Here is an 18,727-nt window from a genome sequence, read left to right on the forward strand (position 1 = left end):
CTACTTACTACATTTTACTCCCTTAGAGGAAATATATTCCACACTAAAGTTGATGATTAAAGTGATAAAGAACAATACCACGCCCAACAAGAATAAAGCCTGATAGTGTGGTCCTCCGGCTGGAGCCTCCCCCAACTCAGCTGCAATAGTGGCGGGGATAGTACGAAGTGGTTCAAGAATTGTAGTGGGGATCACCGCAGCATTTCCCGTCACCATCAACACAGCCATTGTCTCACCTATTGCACGCCCAATGCCTAGCACGACTCCTGAAGTGATTCCGGATATGGAATAAGGAATTACAACCTTATAGATAGTCTGCCATTGCGAAGCTCCTAATGCCAAGCTGGCTTCCCTCATCGAACGGGGGCAGTTGCGCATTGCATCTTCTGTGACCGTAATAATGGTTGGTAACGCCATAATCGCCAAAACAATACTCCCTGCCAATCCACTCTCTCCTACCGGTAAATCAAATAGTTTCTGAATTAACGGTACGATCACAATCAATCCGAAAAAACCATAAACAACGGAAGGAATTCCACTCAGAAGCTCTATTATCGGTTTTAGCCAGTTACGTACTCTCGGATTAGCGACCTCTGACATATAGATAGAAACGGAAAGCCCGAAAGGTAAAGCAAACAGAATGGCAAACAAACTTACCCAAAGCGTACCGGTTATCAGAGGAAGAAATCCAAATTGTGCCGCCGGAGTAGCAGTAGGAAACCATTCTGCTCCGGCAAATACATCCTTCAACGAAATAGTATTATCCTCGATAAAGTTTACCTTGTCGGGCTGGGTAATAAAACGTTGCGGAACAAATGCTACAATTCCCGGTATCTTTTCTACCAGTTCGGTAATCTTCGAACCGGCATATTCATACACCGGTCCAAGTTCTTCTTCCGAATAATACTGAGTAATATCTTCCAAACGAAAAACGCAGATAGGAAGATTTTCCCCTCCGAGTTCTTTCCAATTTGTTATCTCTTCATCGAAAATATCTTTTATTTGAGCAGGACTCAACGCACTTACCTTATTACTCTTATTGAGAGCCAGTACATACCCTTCTTCGATCACCTTACTTTTGAAAAGCCCAAAGGCCTCTGTGAACAGAAAGAGTATAATCAGAAAGATTGTAATACTTGTTACAAAGCCGCTACAAGTCAAAACACCCTCTATAATTTTATCCAGAATCTTCTTCATACCTTAATGATTTCTGATGCAAAGTAAAAGACTCTTTGTTAAGGCAGTGTGACTAACGTTTGAAGGAAGTGTTTCAAACATGTTACATTTCTGTTACAACTTTCATTAACAAATATATTGCAATACAAATGTAACATCCGATTGTTTTATTTGCATCAGTAAAAAAACAAATCATATGAAATCAAAAGGAATCTTAGTAATTGTTCTTGCTTTTTTATCGCTTACTGCCCATGCACAACGAATCAAAGGTAGTGATACAGTTCTCCCCGTTGCCCAACAAACAGCCGAGCAGTTTATGAAACAACACTCTGACAGTCGTGTAACTGTTACCGGAGGAGGTACGGGAGTCGGAATCTCTGCTTTGATGGATAACACAACCGATATTGCAATGGCTTCACGTCCCATTAAATTCAGTGAGAAAATGAAGATCAAAGAAGCTGGTGAAGAAGTGGAAGAAGTGATCGTTGCCTACGATGCCCTTGCAGTGGTGGTCCATCCTTCGAATCCTGTCAAACAACTGACACGGAAACAGCTGGAAGACATCTTCCGCGGAAAAATCACTAATTGGAAACAAGTAGGAGGAAAAGATCAGAAGATCGTAGTTTATTCCCGAGAAACATCCTCCGGAACTTATGAATTTTTCAAAGAAAGTGTTCTCAAAAATAAGAATTACATGGCGGGAAGTCTCTCAATGCCGGCAACCGGAGCCATCATCCAATCTGTTAGTCAAACTAAAGGAGCTATCGGCTATGTAGGGTTGGCATACGTATCTCCACGTATCAAAACTCTATCCGTCTCTTACGATGATACTCACTATGCCACTCCGTCGGTAGAAAATGCTACAAACAAATCTTACCCCATTGTTCGTCCTCTCTATTATTACTACAATGTGAAAAATAAAGATCAAGTTGATCCTCTACTTCAGTTCATTCTGTCATCCCAAGGGCAAGACATTATAAAAAAGAGCGGTTATATCCCTGTTAAATGAAAAAAATATCCTACTTTTGTAGCCTAATAGACAGTTTATATTTACCGTTATGACAGATATTAAAAACGAAGAAGCAGGTGAAAAGAAAAGCCTGAACTTCATTGAACAGGGAGTAGAAAAGGATTTGAGAGAAGGTAAAAATGGTGGAAAAGTACAGACTCGTTTTCCACCGGAACCAAACGGATACCTTCACATCGGTCATGCAAAAGCTATTTGCCTTGATTTCGGCATCGCTGAAAAACATGGCGGTGTATGTAATCTTCGTTTCGACGACACAAACCCTACAAAAGAGGATGTAGAATATGTAGAAGCCATCAAAGAAGATATTCAATGGCTAGGCTACAAATGGGGAAACGAATATTATGCTTCCGACTACTTCCAGCAATTATGGGACTTTGCCATCCGCCTTATCCAAGAGGGAAAAGCATATATTGACGAACAATCTGCTGAACAGATTGCCCAACAAAAAGGTACTCCTACACAAGCTGGTGTAGAAAGCCCTTACCGTAACCGTCCGATAGAAGAAAGCCTCGAGCTCTTCAAAAAGATGAATACCGGTGAAATAGAAGAAGGTGCAATGGTGCTCCGCGCTAAAATAGACATGGCGAATCCGAATATGCACTTCCGCGACCCGATTATCTATCGTGTCGTAAAGCATCCGCATCACCGTACCGGTACTACCTGGAAAGCATACCCGATGTATGACTTCGCACATGGACAAAGTGACTTCTTCGAGGGAGTTACTCACTCATTGTGTACACTCGAATTCGTCGTACACCGCCCACTTTACGATCTCTTCATCGACTGGTTGAAAGAAGGAAAAGACCTGAACGATAACCGTCCCCGTCAGACTGAGTTCAACAAACTGAACCTCAGCTACACGTTGATGAGTAAACGTAATCTACTGACTTTGGTCAAAGAAGGTTTGGTTAGTGCCTGGGATGATCCCCGTATGCCGACTATCTGCGGTTTCCGCCGTCGTGGTTATTCTCCGGAATCTATCCATAAATTTATTGATAAAATCGGTTATACCACATACGATGCATTAAATGATATCGCATTGCTCGAAAGCTCAGTACGTGAAGACTTGAACAGTCGTGCCATTCGGGTGTCTGCCGTTTTGAATCCGGTGAAACTGGTTATCACCAATTATCCTGAAGGACAAGTAGAACATCTGGAAGCTATCAATAATCCGGAAGATCCGGAATCAGGAAGCCACACGATTGAGTTTAGTCGTGAACTGTGGATGGAACGTGAAGATTTCATGGAAGATGCTCCCAAAAAGTATTTCCGTATGACTCCGGGACAGGAAGTCCGCCTTAAAAATGCCTATATTGTAAAATGTACCGGATGTAAGAAAGACGAGAATGGGGTCGTTACCGAAGTATATTGTGAATATGATCCGAACACTCGTAGCGGTATGCCCGATGCAAACCGTAAAGTGAAAGGTACACTTCATTGGGTTAGTTGCGATCACTGCCTGACAGCCGAAGTACGTCTGTACGACCGTCTCTGGAAAGTAGAGAATCCTCGTGATGAACTGGCTGCTATCCGCGAAGCCAAAAACTGTGATGCACTGGAAGCAATGAAGGAAATTATCAATCCTGATTCACTGAAAGTGTTGCCTAACTGCTATATCGAGAAATTTGCAGCTACCTTACCTGCTCTTTCATATTTGCAGTTCCAACGTATCGGTTATTTCAATGTGGATAAAGATTCAACTCCTGAGAAACTGATATTCAACCGTACAGTTGGTTTGAAAGATACTTGGGGTAAGATTAATAAATAATTAAGCCTTTTAGGCTCATCTCAGATATGGAATATGTCACTAAGTGATATTTCACCATTACCAGATGTTGATGACACGGATTGCACGGATTATTTAATGATAATATCCGCGTCCTCCGTGTTATCCGCTTCTGGAAAATTAAATTAAAAAAAATTAGAATGGGGAGAAAAAATTCACCGTCCGATGATCAGGAGGTAAACAAACTGATCGAACAATATGAAACGGCAAAAGCCGAAAACCACCAAATTTATTTGGACGGAGACCAATTCGCCGACATTGCCGACCGATATGCATTTGAACGAAGATTCAATGAAGCACAGGAAGTCATCAATTACGGTCTTTACCTGCATCCTGAAAATACGGATCTCTTGGTAGAGCAAGCTTACCTTTATTTGGATACACAAAAGATACAGGAAGCGAAAGAAATAGCCAGTAGCATCACAGAAGAATATAATACAGAAGTGAAGATGCTGAAAGCTGAACTACTACTTACTGAAGGTCAGCTGGAAGCCGCTCAATATATAATAAATACGGTAGAGGAAGCCGATGAACTGGAAACAATAATCAATATCGTCTACCTTTATCTGGATATGGGCTATCCCGAATGTGCCAAAGAATGGTTGGATAATGGGAAAAAAACGTTTGGAAATGAAGAAGATTTTATCGCAGTAACTGCCGATTACCTTGCTGCAACCAACCAGACCGAGGCCGCCATCATCCAATACAATCAACTGATTGACGTTGATCCCTACAATGCCTCTTATTGGGTGGGACTAGCCAAATGCTATTTTATCATAGAGAATAGCGAAAAAGCAATTGAAGCCTGTGACTTTGCACTGGCTGCTAATGAGAAATTCGGAGAAGCCTATGCGTATCGTGCCCATAGTTACTTTTACCTGAACAATTCCGATGCAGCAATTGCCGACTATCAAAAGGCGATCGAATACAAGGCTATTGCTCCTGAAGTAGGAAACATGTTCATTGGAATGGCGTATACCAACAAAGAAGATTGGTCAAATGCTGATCAATGCTATCTTGAAGTGATCCGGCTTTTTAAAGAAAAAGGAGACGGTAATTCTCCATTATTGGTAGATACTTATACTAACGCCGCTCTGGCTACCTTTGAATTGGGTAACCATGAAGAGGCACATGAGATGTGTGCAAGAGCAAGAGAAATCAATCCCAGCGAACCAATGGTCGATCTCACTGAGGGAAAAATCTATCTGAAAGAAGGAAAAGATCAAGAAGCCTTTAATGCTTTCAAAGTTGCTTTGAATGGTGACTCCAACGCAGAAATGTGGTTTCAGGTTGCTACAGCTTATTCAGATGAAGAGATGTTGCCCCAAGCAAAGATTTGCTATGAAAAAGTGTATAACATAAATCCTAAGTATGAAAATGTTGCAGGAAAACTAGCTGCTCTAGCCTTGATAGAAGGTAGAGTCGATGATTTTTTCCGTTACAATAATGAGACTACTCATCCGATCAATGAGGATATGATTTCAGACTTGTTATCTCAGCCTTACGATCGCACCGAAGAAGGAGAACAGATACTTAAAGAAGTATGGGAACGTATGAAGAAAGAAAAAGGAAATAAATAATTCAATTCATCAAAAACAATTAGTAAAACGTATGGAATCAGTAGCTTTTATCCAATGGTGTCTGGATCACCTCAATTATTGGACCATCACTTTATTAATGACCATCGAAAGCTCTTTTATCCCTTTTCCCTCTGAAGTGGTCATTCCTCCCGCTGCATACAAAGCAGCAGTTAATGAAGAACTCAATATTTACCTGGTAGTTTTATTCGCTACTATCGGAGCCAATATCGGAGCATTAATCAATTACTTTCTGGCTAAATGGTTGGGACGTCCCATCATTTACAAGTTCGCAAACAGTCGCATCGGACATATGTGCCTGATTGATGAAGCTAAGGTTCATCACGCAGAAGTATATTTTGACCAACATGGTGCTTTATCCACTTTCATCGGACGTTTAATTCCGGCAGTACGCCAATTAATCTCCATCCCGGCTGGTCTGGCAAAAATGAAATTATCCACCTTCCTGATTTATACAACATTAGGAGCCGGATTATGGAATACGATTCTGGCAATCATCGGATACTATCTTTCTACCGTACCGGGCATTGAAAGCGAAGAACAACTGATTGCTAAAGTTACGGAATACAGCCACGAGATTGGTTATTGCTTTATTGCAATCGGAGTATTTATCGTAGGATTCCTGGCTTACAAAGCATTGAAGAAAAAATAAAAGAAAAGTGTCAAAAGCTACATTATAACATCCATGCACTTTTGACACCTCTTTTTTATTCAATTGAGTTAGAAATTAAACTGAACTCCCACGCCTAATATTTCCTTAAACTGGACTCTTGATCCTTTACTACCGTCTTTCTGTACAATTTTCACGTCATCATCGTACATCAAATTAGTGGTCAATGTAGTTGAGAACCATTTATTGATAATCATATTCACCTGTACTTCCCAGTTCACATCTATATTCAAAGGTTTATGCAAATAATCCGAATATAGTTCCAGACGTGAATATACTGTCATATTTTTCAGAAACTCATAGTTTACCTCCCCTTTCAGGTTAGCACCAAAACTCGAAAGTAGATGTTTACCGGGATCGACTCCATATGCTCCTTCATCGGACAAACGATCATTCAGCACAAATGTTCCACGCCATGCGGCAGGAGACAATACAACAGTGAATATCTTACCCGGATCATAGGTGAAACCAAGACCGGTAGTTAGATAAGCAGGAGACATAAACTCAGAAATAGCCACATCCTTATTCACTTTATAATCATATCCGGGTGAAAATTGAGTTTGAAAAGTCGCAAATGCACTGGCATACCAGTTTTTAGCTATCGAATACCCATAATTCGTATTCAAGTAGATTTTATCATTTGCTTTTCTCATGCCATCCTCACCGGTTTTATTCAATCCGTAAGACAGTTCGATACGGTTATTCCACAAATGTTTTCCTTTCTTATAATTAGCCTGATAAGCACCTTGTAAATCAAAAGCAATGGAATTATCGCCTCCGGCCGCCCAGTTTGTAAGGCTCACCTGTGTCATCTTCAATCCGGCAAATCCTTCTTTTGTCCAAGGAGAAGTATTTGTTGTATCAACCGTTTGGGCCGATAAAACTCCAGCGCTCAAGCATACAAGAGCGATGAAAAGAGATTGCATTTTATTCATATAATATATAGTTGAGGTTTAGTATAAAAACACACGACCTAATAAGAGCCGTTGAATTTGCTAAAAGCAAAATCGATATACAAGTTCTTATTAGGTCAAAAATTTTAAGATCTATTGTTTGTTCTTGTTGAAGAACAAATAAGAAATGAAATTATTTATTTCACAGCAGCTAATGCTTTATCATAATCGGGTTCCTGAGTAATTTCCGGAACCAACTCCGTATAAGCTACTTTTCCATCTTTTCCTATCACGACTACTGCACGTGCCAGCAATCCAGCTAATGGACCATCTGCCATACGTACACCATAACTCTCATCAAAATCAGAAAAACGGAAATCCGACAATGGCGTCACATTTTCAATTCCTTCTGTTGTACAGAAACGTCCATGTGCAAAAGGAAGATCTTTAGAAATAGCTAGCACGACTGTATCTTTTAAACCGGCAGCCAATTTGTTGAACTTGCGAACTGATGTAGCACAAACACCTGTATCCAGACTTGGGAAAATATTTAGAATCACATTTTTACCATTTAGGTCTTTCAGCGAGAAAGAAGATAAATCTGTTTTCACCAGCTCAAAATCAGGAGCTACTTTACCAACTTGTATAAATTCACCGATCAGTTTCACCGGTTGTCCTTTGAATTTTGTTGTTGCCATAATGCATCTATATTTTTAAATTACTTTATTATTACAACAATCGAAAGTCTAAATATGTTCAAAGGCAAACCTTTTCTAAAATCAATTTGTTATTCATCCACAAATCATCAAGTATTTATCTAAAATAAAAAATGTATGGAAACAGTATTCAATGAGATTAAAGATTCAGTGAAAAATTGGTGGACTTCTCTCCTATTAGGAATCGTGTATATCATCGTGGCTCTAAGCCTTATGTTCTCACCTCTTAGCAGCTACATGGCTCTAAGTATTATTTTTAGCATCTCCATGCTAATCAGCGGTATTCTGGAAATCATTTTTGCTCTTAGCAATCGACAGACAGTTCCAAGCTGGGGATGGTATATTGTCGGAGGTATCATAGACTTCATTCTAGGTGTTTACCTGATTGCTTATCCAATGGTAAGCATGGAAGTTATCCCAATTATCATTGCTTTCTGGCTTATGTTCCGGGGCTTCTCTTCAACCGGATACTCCATTGATCTAAAACGTTATGGTACCCGAGATTGGGGATGGTATATGGCATTTGGTATTCTTGCCATTATCTGTTCTTTATTAATTTTATGGCAACCGGCCATCGGAGCTTTGTATGCTGTATATATGATTTCTTTCACCTTTCTCATCATCGGACTTTTCCGCGTCATGCTTTCGTTCGAACTGAGAAGAATACATAAAAGAAAACAACTCTAAGCTAATCCTATCTCTCTATTGTAGCCGGAGTATTCAGTGAATATTTCCGGCTACTTAGTTTATTTTCAGGAATTCGTTGTGTATCTGCAACACTCCATCAATCTAATAACCATGAAAAGAGATATCATTTATCTTTTTTGAGTCTAAAGCTTGTTTCAACTACCTTGTAGTCGTATTCTTTATAATTACCCAAATTCAAACTATCCATTTCATCCCATGCCACCAGGCAATGATGTTTCTGAGCTATGATATAGGCAGAAGTTGTATCTTCATTTCTAGTATATCCCATCATCTCATGAGAAGCATTCCAACGGAGATGTTCACATTTTGCAAGATTCTTCATCATCTCATTCAGTTGTTGGCTGGCATCAGGATAATTAATACCTGTATCTGTTACTACTTTACTAGAGAAACACTCACAAATACGATTTAACTCATCTAAACCAACATCATACATTCCTGCTAGCCGAAGCTTAGTAACCACATGATAGACATTCGCCATATCCTGAGATTCTTGTCGCTTTATATCTTGGATAACAAAGTGCCTGATAGTCGGTTTGGCTTTAGGATTATTTTTACTTCTATATTTTTCTATGGTTGTATTTACATTATGCCTGTTATTCCAGAGTTTCGAATATTCAGGACTCTCCATGTCAGCTACCGGTTTATCTTCATAAACATTCAAGAATCCCATTGCATCCTTTTTAACTCTATCGTTCACTACCATATCATAAGTGAACACTTCTTTTGTAGTTCCAAAAATTATAATTTCTCCAAGACTCTCCCGGTTACTTTGATTATAATAGCTCGCAATATCCTTCAATTGAATGCTTTTCTCTGAGTTATAAGAGCTTCTGACAAAAATTTTAAAATGTTCTAAGTTATTCTCCCTGTATCGACAAGCAAATTCATACAAGTTTATGGCAAATGATATACTCTTCTGATCGTCCCCAATAGCAATTACTACATAATTAAGTTGATGTATTACCTCACGTAGTTTATCCCAGAACTGTGGTGTCTGGTTCGAACACTGAATAAGTTCTACTTCATTATTACCAACCAGTGCGGGAGCTTTCATATAAAAGTCGCCTCGCAAAGCATCCATATTCTGGTCTATGGCATAACATTTAAATGCACTTTTTTGTCCATCTTCTCCCACAAAAGCCCCAAACTCATAGAGGAATTTCAGTGTATCTCGCCCTGTTTCACCAAAGCCAACAATTAAAGCTGTGAAAGGCGACTGAACAACAGCACGACTTGTATCCTTCTTCACAAAATTTACCGGATGATAAGCCGGATTCATTTTCAATGATAGTACCGATAGATAAGAAGAATCTATTATGCGTACAGTGATGTTCGATGTTTCATTTCCATCCAATGCCATATCCTCAAGAATAACGTTTTGGTTATCACGTCTGGCATGACAATAAATGTTTATAGGTTTGTTTTGTAAACTGGCATCACCTTTAGAGGCTGCCAATCGCATTATTAAAGTTGATTTAATATTATCATCCTCATTATCAGACAAGAAAAATATTTTTGCGGAATTAGCTTTTTTCAGCAGTCTGCCAAGGACTTTCAATCCAACTCTCTTAAAGAGAGTCCATTCTTTAGAAGTTTCTTCAGCAACTACATCGTCTGCCGAAAGATTTTTATTACTATAGATCACCAATGCATTAAGATTCTCACATTTATCCAATTTGCTTTTTCCATGTGAACTTCCGCTAAAGAAATGGCTGAATGTGAATCTTTGATGACTGCCACTTTCTTCCGAAGGCAGAGCGACAAATATAATTTTATAGTTCTCTACCTTATTATGTTTTTCTTTCTTCAATTTTTCTCTTTTGGCTCTCTCTACCTCAATGATATCTCTGGCCAAAGTGAATGAAATGTCATTAAATCCCCAGAATATATAAAGATTCAGTTTTTTACCGAAGATTGTCCGGACCCAGAGTATAATCATTCGAATCCATGAGATTAAACGGAAACCTAATAGTTGAACGACAAATATAGCACTCACTAACACCGCCAAGAAATGAACTAAAGAGAAAGCAGACATATAGATTGGGCAATGATGCCATACTTCATCGACCTCTATCAGATCAGAGTGTGAAATAAACATCTCTAATGAAGACAAGACAGATCGGAATCCCAAAGCAATAAAATTCCATTCGGAACCGGAATTTTCTTCATTATATCCTATTCCGTAGAGGATTACCCCAAAAAGAAATATAGCCAGAGCGATGTATTTTAAATGATTGATTACAAAACGCCGGGAAGTTTTAAAGCTAAATATGACCGCCAATATAGCAAGCAATGCTATAAATATTCCAAGTGAATAATAACCATCATGTAACAAATTAGTTAATAAACCATTGTTCTCCACGTCAATCTCTACTGTTTTCGAAACTTCTGCCATACACCCACTAATTACATTTTCCAACATAACAACAAATTATTGGTGATTATTTATTTTTATCGCGAAACTTCTGTGCTCTTAATTGAGAGATTCCATTTCGACAAAATTAGTGATAGCTTAGCACATACAGATATTTTTATTCATTTATTTGCACGGAAATATTGAAAAACAAAGAACTTTACTTAAATACTATTCCTTTTACTACAATATTAATCACTTGAATTAGCACTGCTCACACAATTTAATCATCGTCAAAATCACTCGTTTATTTTTTATTCCTCTCTAATTTTCGGTTTTATTCCTTATATTTGTAGCCAATTTACATAAATCAATTAATTTAAAAAAAGAAAAAAGATTATGGCAATGCATACATGGTTCGAATGTAAAATCCGTTATGAAAAAGTAATGGAGAATGGAATGCAAAAGAAAGTAACCGAACCTTATCTTGTTGATGCTCTTAGTTTTACGGAAGCAGAAGCACGTATTATTGAAGAGATGACACCGTTTATATCAGGAGAGTTCACAGTTTCGGATATCAAACGTGCCAACTATAGCGAATTGTTTTCCAGTGATGAAGAAAGTGCTGATCGTTGGTTCAAATGCAAACTCATCTTTATCACTCTTGACGAGAAAAGCGGTGCTGAGAAAAAGACTTCTACACAAGTATTGGTGCAGGCTGCCGACTTACGCGATGCAGTTAAGAAACTGGATGAAGGTATGAAAGGTACAATGGCAGATTATCAAATTGGTTCAGTAGCCGAAACTGCTATTATGGATGTATATCCTTATAGCGCCGAACCTAATGATAAACCGGAATTTGATCCTAATAAAGCATAAATAATCATGAGTATTGCTGACAATTTAAAGCAAGTACTAACCGAACTTCCCCAAGGAGTCCGGCTAGTTGCTGTCTCAAAATTCCATCCCAATGAAGCGATAGAAGAAGCGTATCAGGCGGGACAGCGTATTTTTGGAGAAAGCAAAGTGCAGGAAATGACAGCGAAATACGAAAGTTTGCCGAAAGACATCGAGTGGCATTTCATTGGACATTTGCAAACGAACAAGATCAAATACATGATACCATACGTAGCAATGATACATGGAATTGATACTTATAAATTATTGGAGGAAGTAAACAAACAAGCTGCCAAAGCAAACCGCATAGTGAACTGCCTGTTACAAATTCACGTTGCCCGAGAAGAAACCAAGTTCGGATTTACTCCAGAAGAATGCAAAGAAATGTTAGCTGCAGGAGCATGGAAAGAACTCTCCCATATACGTCTCTGCGGACTTATGGGAATGGCTAGCAATACAGATAATACTGAACAAATAGACAGTGAATTCCGTTTACTTGATAGACTCTTTCAGGAAATAAAAACAACTTGGTTTGCTGATTCAACCCACTTTCGCGAGCTCTCGATGGGTATGTCACATGATTATCACCAAGCGATTGCCGCAGGAAGTACAATGGTACGTGTAGGAAGCAAAATTTTCGGAGAAAGAAATTACAATAATTAATCAATCTTAATTACCATGGCCGATTTAAAAACTACTTTTGCAGGACTTTCACTTAGAAACCCTATTGTTATTGGTAGCTCGGGGCTAACCAACAGTGCTGGCAAAAATAAAAGACTAGCCGATGCTGGTGCAGGTGCTATTGTACTGAAATCACTTTTCGAAGAACAAATTCTGATGGAAGCAGATCAGTTGAAAGATCCCGCTTACTATCCGGAAGGCAGTGACTATTTAGAAGAATACATCCGCGAGCATAAGTTATCTGAATATCTAGCTTTGATCAAAGAAAGCAAAGAAGTTTGCTCCGTTCCAATCATCGCCAGTATTAATTGTTATACAGATTCCGAATGGATCGACTTTGCCAAACACATTGAAGAGGCAGGTGCCGACGCTTTGGAAATCAATATACTGGCTTTACAATCGGATATACAATACACATACGGTTCATTTGAACAACGTCATATCGATATTTTATCTCACATCAAAAAGACAATCAAGATTCCGGTAATCATGAAGCTTGGTGATAACTTAAGTAATCCTGTGGCATTAATTAATCAATTATATGCAAACGGTGCAGCTGCAGTTGTTCTCTTTAACCGTTTTTATCAACCGGATATCAATATCGAGAAAATGGAGCATACATCCGGTGAAATATTCAGTACAGCCTCAGCTCTTTCCACACCACTTCGTTGGATTGGAATTGCCTCTTCTGCAATAGACAAGATCGATTATGCAGCCTCTGGAGGGGTAGCAGATCCGGAATCCGTTGTTAAAGCAATCCTGGCCGGTGCTTCAGCTGTGGAAGTTTGCAGTGCCATCTACCAGAATACCAATATGTTTATCGGAGAAGCTACACGCTTCCTTAGCACTTGGATGGACCGAAAAGGATTTGAGACAATTGCTCAGTTCAAAGGAAAACTGAATGCCAAAGATGTACAAGGTATCAATACTTTCGAACGTACTCAATTCTTAAAATACTTCGGAAAGAAAGAATAAATTTGAATGAAGAATTAAATATGAAGAATGAAGAATTACTATGCAGCATTATAGCGCTAGCCAATTCTTCATTCTTCTTTTTTTAATTACAGCAGGTTGCTTGCTAATTCACTAAGTTCGCTTCGCTCACCTTTCACAAGATTGACGTGTGCAAAGATGTTTTGATCCTTCATACGGTCAATCATGTAAACCAAACCATTGGATTGACTATCTAGGTAGGGCTGGTCAATTTGCTGTATATCACCGGTAAATACCATTTTTGTACCTTCTCCGGCACGTGTGATAATAGTTTTTATTTCGTTCGGAGTTAAGTTCTGAGCTTCATCAATAATACAATACATTTCACTTAAGCTTCGTCCCCGGATAAAGGCTAATGCTTCAATAACCAGTTGCTCACTCTTCTGCATATCCTCAATCCGCTTCACCTCATTTGAATTAGAAGCAAACTGACGTTTAATCACATTCAAGTTATCAAATAAAGGTTGCATATAAGGAGCCACCTTTTCCTGAGCATCACCCGGGAGGAAACCTATATCCTTATTAGAAAGAGCTACTACGGGACGAGCCAATAAAATCTGTTTGTATTCCGTCAATTTACCTAAAGCTGCGGCAAGAGCCAATAACGTTTTACCGGTTCCTGCTTTTCCTGTCAGTGCCACCAACTTCACGTTCGGATCATTCAAAATTTCAAAAGCAAAACTTTGTTCGGCATTACGTGGCTCAATCCCATAGTTACGTGCTTTCGTTACCCGAGTAATGGTATGTGTGAAAGGATTATATCGTGCCAATACACTATTTCTATCACTCTTTAGAATAAAACATTCATTAGGGTGAACCAAATCTTTAAAATCAAATTCTCCCAGATCGATTCCCTCTTTTGAAGAATAGATACGGTCGATTAATGCAGGATCTACATTATCAAATATCTCATTCGACTTTTCAAAGATATCCACATTGAGCACCTTATCCGTAATATAATCTTCGCAAAGAATACCAATAGAACGCGCCTTCATACGCAGATTTACATCTTTTGTCACCAGGACCGTTTTTACTTTCGGATTCTTTGCTGCCAGATATTCAGCCACTGCCAAAATCAAATGGTCCGGTTTCTTTACTGGAAACGATTCCTGCACTTTAGGAGCTTCCACATGTCCAGTCACAATAAACAGACGCCCCATGCCTTCACCCAATTTCACTCCTTTAGAGAAAAGATCATCATCAGTCAATGTATCCAGTTCGCGAACAAACTCACGAGCATTATAATTTATTTGTTCATTTCCTTTTTTGAACTTATCCAGTTCTTCCAATACAACAATAGGGAGATAAATATCATTTTCCTGAAAATTCTTCAAACAATTATAGTCGTGAAGAATAACGTTCGTGTCTAATACAAAATTTTTCTTGGTTCCCATGATTTCTTAGATTTTAATGTTGATATTTGCAATCTCATTCATCAATCACTTGTGTAATGACTGATTGATGGTTCTAAAGATAAACAAATTACCGGGCAAAAAAGATTGTCCTAAGTTAAATTTTATAAAACATGGATTATCAGAACACTTTAAAGTACTTATATGAGAGTGCGCCTATGTTTCAACAGATAGGGGAAAAAGCATATAAGCCAGGATTAGAGACAACACACAAGTTAGATGAGTATTTCGGACACCCACACCAACAATTTCAAACTATTCATATTGCCGGAACTAACGGCAAAGGTTCCTGTTCGCACACCATTGCGGCAGTTCTACAATCTGCCGGTTACCGAGTTGGTTTATTCACTTCTCCTCATCTGATTGATTTCCGCGAACGTATCCGCATTAACGGAGAAATGATACCGGAGGAATACGTAATTCGTTTTGTAGAAGAACATCGCCACTTCTTCGAGCCTTTACATCCTTCATTCTTTGAACTAACTACTGCCATGGCGTTTCGCTATTTTGCCGATCAGAAGGTAGATGTAGCCGTTATTGAGGTAGGTATGGGAGGACGATTGGATTGTACCAATATTATTCATCCAGATTTATGTGTTATCACCAACATCAGTTTCGATCATATGCAATATCTTGGAGAGACATTGCCTAAAATAGCTAAGGAAAAAGCAGGTATTATAAAACACAAGACTCCGATAATTATTGGTAATGCGGAAGGATCGGTGAAACGTGTTTTCACACTAAAGGCAAAAGAAATGGAAGCTCCCATTTTTTATGCGAAAGAACAGAAAAAGAAAGAAAATCATTATACGCTAATGACTGTTGATGATCTGAGAAAGACCAGACAGTTACTGGAGAGTATCATACAAAGTGGTGAAACAACAGAATCTTCATATTTCAACATGCTTTATCCCAATGAATGTCTCCATACTCTCAATAGATTAATTGACCATAGGAAAACAGTAATTGTTTATCAAAGTATAGAATATGTAATCGGAATCTTCTATGAATTAACCGGTAACTGCCAAATGGAAAACATTCAAACCATTCTATGTGCCTTGGATGAACTCAAGAAGTTAGGATATAATTTGAAGATCAAAGACTATTACCAAGGACTGGCCAATGTATGCGAAATGACAGGTTTGATGGGACGTTGGCAAAAACTGCAATCGTATCCGGATCTTATCTGCGATACAGGACATAATGAGGATGGTATTCGATACATCTGCAAACAGCTTGAAACAATTCATCAAGAACAACATAAGAATATCCACATCGTTTTCGGTATGGTCAATGACAAGGATATCAGTAGTGTGTTGAAATTATTGCCCAAAGATGCTACATACTATTTTACCAAAGCGAGTGTGAAACGTGCTCTACCGGAAAATGAGTTAATGAAAATGGCTACCGAGACGGGGCTGAAAGGTAGCTCTTATCCCACCGTCGTGGATGCTGTACGGGCAGCAAAAGAAAAATGCCCCCCTGAAGATTTCATCTTTGTGGGAGGCAGCAGTTTTATTGTGGCTGATCTGTTAGCGAACCGCGATACACTCAATCTCCACTAATGCATCCTTCGGCAATGCCTTTACAGCAACTGCCGAACGTGCCGGAAACGCTCCATCGAAATAAGTAGCATATACGCCATTCATCCCGGCAAACAAAGACATATCTTGGAGGAACACAGTCGTCTTAACGATGTCAGCCATCGTTAATCCAGCTTCTTCCAAGATATGTCTTATATTTTCTAAAGACTGACGTGCCTGTCCTTCTATACCATCTGCCATCTGTCCTGTTACGGCATCAATCGGCAACTGTCCGGAAACAAATACCATTCCATTAGCTTCAATAGCTTGACTATACGGTCCAATAGCTCCGGGAGCTTTCTCACTGCAAATTACTTTTTTCATAACTACTCTTTTTCTGTTTATCAGTTTTCCATCTACTATTAAAAAATAGTATTGAGCAAAAGTAATATAGTTCTAGGAATTTAGAACGTATTTAAGGAGAAAGTTTTTAAATCCTATGCCTTTATATCTGAATTTTATCCCATTGCATAACAATAACCCATTTTTTCTGTTGTCCACTCCCATGAAAGTTTTTGCCTACGTGAAATATACCGCCGGACACTATCGAGAAGTGCAGCAAATAGTGAGCCATTATTACGAGCAACTATTCGGATCGGAAAGTGATCCTACCTACAAAGACGAAAGTCACTTGTGCTATTTTACTTATTCCCCAACGGAAAGGAAGAGGTTGAAGACTCCCTTTCGTCCTACATTTTCCTAAATCCGCCAGTTCCCAGAAAGCAGTACAACAACCTATTCAAACCGACTTGAGAAGCCCGAAAAGGCAGTATCCCCAAGAGTCCGTATTACGTGGGATTATAGATTTCTTCCAGGGAACCGATTTCACCGTCGAAGAGATAAAATCGATATTATGCGCTGGTTACCAATATGTTAATAACAGTCATACGACTTCATACTCCACTGTTTCTCCTTCCACTCAAAACGACAAAACGACAAAAACGACATATGACGTTTTTACAGGATAGAATGAAACAGACGAAGAATATTGGCAAGGCGAAGAATATTGGAAAATTTCCCTTATTTTTCGCAAAACATGTACAAAAAGATTCCCAACCTTCCGAAGTGATGTATCCTTGAAAACAATACACTCCTCATTTTTATACCGTCATCATCGTTCTGACAGAAAACGGGAAAAGCGAACGGCATCCCGCCCATCACCATCAAGCATCGCAGCCTCATCATGTTCCTGAGTGGAACTCTAGGACAGCCGGAAAACTAGTTGGGGAGTTACGAATACGGATTGACGAGCGGTCGATTTCTATACGTTCAGGCAGACATTCACCAAAATATCCTGCTATAACAAGAATATTTATCAATTAAATTTCTGATATACTCACTACCGATAACAGCATCAAAGCCGACGTAAATTACGAATTCGTTTCTCGCAAAACAGATAGGTTACAAAAGTACTTAACATATTGATAATCACTAGTATATCATGATTCATATAGAAAATTGAATGGTAAATACCGTCATATGTCGTTTTTGTCGTTATGTCGTTTTGAAACGTTGAAAAAACATTGGGAAGTTTAAAAAAAACTTCTCAATGATCGAGTTCAAACATTGAGAAGATTCAATACAAACTTCCTAATGTTTTTACTTTTATTCGTTACGTCCATGTATGTCATTGTACCTCATCCGACTTTCGTCACATCGATTGTATGATTTTATTTTACACATAAATTCTATCTCTATTTATGTACATCTTTAATAACTCATCCATATTATTACGCAAACGAACAACATCAACTGGGCATTTTAGCAACTTCTCTAATCCTTCCTTTATATAAACTAAAGTAAATATAAATGGTTTATCTATTTCAACACAAACATCAATATTATTTCCTTCATACTGCTCACCGCGAGCTACGGATCCTATACCAAATTTTTCAGTATTTTCCCGCATATATTTACGAAGATTTCCCGGGATAATATGCAATTAAATGTACTTCACGAACGGAGCCACCTCTTTGCCCCCAATATGTATCTACGTAAATATCAATTAAATAAGTTCTTTAAAATTTGCATATTGGATGTTCCAATGACGAAAACAGAAAAAAAAGTTGTATGCGATGCAGTATCTGAAGTTTTTCTGCATTTAATCTATAAAAGGAATAAGAAATCAGACCTATTTATCATATTAAGACCTAAAACCTGAACTTTATGAATGGGGAGAATGAGGAGAGAGAAAGAGTTATGAATTCCCCTAAATGAGAGCCCCTACT

At 38.6% G+C, this 18,727-nt stretch carries 16 protein-coding genes; 9 read left to right on the plus strand and 7 right to left on the minus strand.

Going from position 1 to position 18,727, the window contains the following annotated elements; all coding sequences use genetic code 11:
- On the minus strand, window positions 1-1,197 hold the full coding sequence (pstC, locus tag EJF25_RS15955) for a phosphate ABC transporter permease subunit PstC (RefSeq protein ID WP_125041923.1): 1,197 nt from the start codon (window positions 1,195-1,197) through the stop codon (window positions 1-3).
- Window positions 1,198-1,372: 175 nt separating this feature from the next.
- Between pstC and EJF25_RS15960 the strand changes: the two genes are divergently transcribed.
- The 4 genes from EJF25_RS15960 (at window position 1,373) to EJF25_RS15975 (ending at window position 6,242) form a co-directional block, all read left to right on the plus strand.
- Entirely contained in the window at window positions 1,373-2,185 is an 813-nt protein-coding gene (locus EJF25_RS15960) for a PstS family phosphate ABC transporter substrate-binding protein (protein WP_125041924.1), read from the plus strand.
- Between the two features lie 49 nt (window positions 2,186-2,234).
- The gene (locus EJF25_RS15965) at window positions 2,235-3,974 is read left to right on the plus strand and encodes a glutamine--tRNA ligase/YqeY domain fusion protein (RefSeq protein WP_125041925.1); all 1,740 of its coding nucleotides are present in this window, start codon (window positions 2,235-2,237) and stop codon (window positions 3,972-3,974) included.
- Between the two features lie 158 nt (window positions 3,975-4,132).
- Window positions 4,133-5,572 (plus strand): tetratricopeptide repeat protein, encoded by a 1,440-nt coding sequence (locus EJF25_RS15970; protein ID WP_125041926.1) that lies wholly within the window; start codon window positions 4,133-4,135, stop codon window positions 5,570-5,572.
- 31 nt (window positions 5,573-5,603) lie between these two features.
- A complete protein-coding gene (locus tag EJF25_RS15975) occupies window positions 5,604-6,242 on the plus strand; it encodes a DedA family protein (RefSeq protein WP_025075790.1) in 639 nt (212 codons plus the stop codon).
- A gap of 68 nt (window positions 6,243-6,310) precedes the next feature.
- Here EJF25_RS15975 and EJF25_RS15980 read toward each other — a convergent pair whose 3' ends face one another.
- Together EJF25_RS15980 and tpx are read right to left on the minus strand one after the other, a co-directional pair.
- Window positions 6,311-7,195: a DUF3078 domain-containing protein gene (locus tag EJF25_RS15980; protein WP_125041927.1), complete on the minus strand. Its 885-nt coding sequence runs from the start codon at window positions 7,193-7,195 to the stop codon at window positions 6,311-6,313.
- 155 nt (window positions 7,196-7,350) lie between these two features.
- Window positions 7,351-7,851, minus strand: coding sequence for a thiol peroxidase (gene tpx / locus EJF25_RS15985; RefSeq protein ID WP_025075788.1), 501 nt, complete (start codon window positions 7,849-7,851; stop codon window positions 7,351-7,353).
- 135 nt (window positions 7,852-7,986) lie between these two features.
- Here tpx and EJF25_RS15990 point away from each other — a divergent pair, with 135 nt between their 5' ends.
- Window positions 7,987-8,556 carry an HdeD family acid-resistance protein gene (locus tag EJF25_RS15990; RefSeq protein WP_125041928.1) on the plus strand — a complete coding sequence of 190 codons (570 nt, stop codon included), beginning with the start codon at window positions 7,987-7,989 and terminating at the stop codon, window positions 8,554-8,556.
- Window positions 8,557-8,680: 124 nt separating this feature from the next.
- Here the strand turns inward: EJF25_RS15990 and EJF25_RS15995 are convergent, their stop codons facing one another.
- On the minus strand, window positions 8,681-10,975 hold the full coding sequence (locus EJF25_RS15995) for an MFS transporter (RefSeq protein WP_125041929.1): 2,295 nt from the start codon (window positions 10,973-10,975) through the stop codon (window positions 8,681-8,683).
- 357 nt (window positions 10,976-11,332) lie between these two features.
- Here EJF25_RS15995 and EJF25_RS16000 point away from each other — a divergent pair, with 357 nt between their 5' ends.
- From EJF25_RS16000 to EJF25_RS16010, 3 genes are read left to right on the plus strand one after another with little or no spacing between them, the layout of a single operon-like run.
- The gene (locus tag EJF25_RS16000) at window positions 11,333-11,812 is read left to right on the plus strand and encodes a DUF4494 domain-containing protein (RefSeq protein WP_125041930.1); all 480 of its coding nucleotides are present in this window, start codon (window positions 11,333-11,335) and stop codon (window positions 11,810-11,812) included.
- 6 nt (window positions 11,813-11,818) lie between these two features.
- Window positions 11,819-12,493 carry a YggS family pyridoxal phosphate-dependent enzyme gene (locus EJF25_RS16005; protein ID WP_125041931.1) on the plus strand — a complete coding sequence of 225 codons (675 nt, stop codon included), beginning with the start codon at window positions 11,819-11,821 and terminating at the stop codon, window positions 12,491-12,493.
- A 15-nt stretch (window positions 12,494-12,508) separates the two neighbouring features.
- The gene (locus tag EJF25_RS16010) at window positions 12,509-13,486 is read left to right on the plus strand and encodes a dihydroorotate dehydrogenase-like protein (protein WP_125041932.1); all 978 of its coding nucleotides are present in this window, start codon (window positions 12,509-12,511) and stop codon (window positions 13,484-13,486) included.
- Between the two features lie 86 nt (window positions 13,487-13,572).
- On the opposite strand, the gene EJF25_RS16015 is transcribed toward EJF25_RS16010, so the two are convergent.
- Window positions 13,573-14,898 (minus strand): PhoH family protein, encoded by a 1,326-nt coding sequence (locus EJF25_RS16015; protein WP_125041933.1) that lies wholly within the window; start codon window positions 14,896-14,898, stop codon window positions 13,573-13,575.
- A gap of 131 nt (window positions 14,899-15,029) precedes the next feature.
- Here EJF25_RS16015 and EJF25_RS16020 point away from each other — a divergent pair, with 131 nt between their 5' ends.
- The gene (locus EJF25_RS16020; protein WP_125041934.1) at window positions 15,030-16,481 is read left to right on the plus strand and encodes a bifunctional folylpolyglutamate synthase/dihydrofolate synthase; all 1,452 of its coding nucleotides are present in this window, start codon (window positions 15,030-15,032) and stop codon (window positions 16,479-16,481) included.
- Here EJF25_RS16020 and EJF25_RS16025 read toward each other — a convergent pair.
- Window positions 16,449-16,823, minus strand: coding sequence for a RidA family protein (locus EJF25_RS16025; protein ID WP_125041935.1), 375 nt, complete (start codon window positions 16,821-16,823; stop codon window positions 16,449-16,451). The two genes, EJF25_RS16020 and EJF25_RS16025, sit on opposite strands and share 33 nt — an antisense overlap.
- Before the next feature lie 1,351 nt (window positions 16,824-18,174).
- The gene (locus EJF25_RS16030) at window positions 18,175-18,408 is read right to left on the minus strand and encodes a nucleotidyltransferase family protein (RefSeq protein ID WP_125041936.1); all 234 of its coding nucleotides are present in this window, start codon (window positions 18,406-18,408) and stop codon (window positions 18,175-18,177) included.
- Window positions 18,409-18,727 lie beyond the last annotated feature (319 nt).

Origin of the sequence: Bacteroides faecalis (assembly GCF_003865075.1) — a bacterium.
GTDB lineage: Bacteria > Bacteroidota > Bacteroidia > Bacteroidales > Bacteroidaceae > Bacteroides > Bacteroides faecalis.

What these genes read in the sequence shown, in the direction of transcription:
- pstC (WP_125041923.1), bottom strand. Translation starts at nt 1,197, where the DNA reads ATGAAGAAGATTCTGGATAAAATTATAGAGGGTGTTTTGACTTGTAGC.
- EJF25_RS15960 (WP_125041924.1), top strand. Translation starts at nt 1,373, where the DNA reads ATGAAATCAAAAGGAATCTTAGTAATTGTTCTTGCTTTTTTATCGCTT.
- EJF25_RS15965 (WP_125041925.1), top strand. Translation starts at nt 2,235, where the DNA reads ATGACAGATATTAAAAACGAAGAAGCAGGTGAAAAGAAAAGCCTGAAC.
- EJF25_RS15970 (WP_125041926.1), top strand. Translation starts at nt 4,133, where the DNA reads ATGGGGAGAAAAAATTCACCGTCCGATGATCAGGAGGTAAACAAACTG.
- EJF25_RS15975 (WP_025075790.1), top strand. Translation starts at nt 5,604, where the DNA reads ATGGAATCAGTAGCTTTTATCCAATGGTGTCTGGATCACCTCAATTAT.
- EJF25_RS15980 (WP_125041927.1), bottom strand. Translation starts at nt 7,195, where the DNA reads ATGAATAAAATGCAATCTCTTTTCATCGCTCTTGTATGCTTGAGCGCT.
- tpx (WP_025075788.1), bottom strand. Translation starts at nt 7,851, where the DNA reads ATGGCAACAACAAAATTCAAAGGACAACCGGTGAAACTGATCGGTGAA.
- EJF25_RS15990 (WP_125041928.1), top strand. Translation starts at nt 7,987, where the DNA reads ATGGAAACAGTATTCAATGAGATTAAAGATTCAGTGAAAAATTGGTGG.
- EJF25_RS15995 (WP_125041929.1), bottom strand. Translation starts at nt 10,975, where the DNA reads ATGGCAGAAGTTTCGAAAACAGTAGAGATTGACGTGGAGAACAATGGT.
- EJF25_RS16000 (WP_125041930.1), top strand. Translation starts at nt 11,333, where the DNA reads ATGGCAATGCATACATGGTTCGAATGTAAAATCCGTTATGAAAAAGTA.
- EJF25_RS16005 (WP_125041931.1), top strand. Translation starts at nt 11,819, where the DNA reads ATGAGTATTGCTGACAATTTAAAGCAAGTACTAACCGAACTTCCCCAA.
- EJF25_RS16010 (WP_125041932.1), top strand. Translation starts at nt 12,509, where the DNA reads ATGGCCGATTTAAAAACTACTTTTGCAGGACTTTCACTTAGAAACCCT.
- EJF25_RS16015 (WP_125041933.1), bottom strand. Translation starts at nt 14,898, where the DNA reads ATGGGAACCAAGAAAAATTTTGTATTAGACACGAACGTTATTCTTCAC.
- EJF25_RS16020 (WP_125041934.1), top strand. Translation starts at nt 15,030, where the DNA reads ATGGATTATCAGAACACTTTAAAGTACTTATATGAGAGTGCGCCTATG.
- EJF25_RS16025 (WP_125041935.1), bottom strand. Translation starts at nt 16,823, where the DNA reads ATGAAAAAAGTAATTTGCAGTGAGAAAGCTCCCGGAGCTATTGGACCG.
- EJF25_RS16030 (WP_125041936.1), bottom strand. Translation starts at nt 18,408, where the DNA reads ATGCGGGAAAATACTGAAAAATTTGGTATAGGATCCGTAGCTCGCGGT.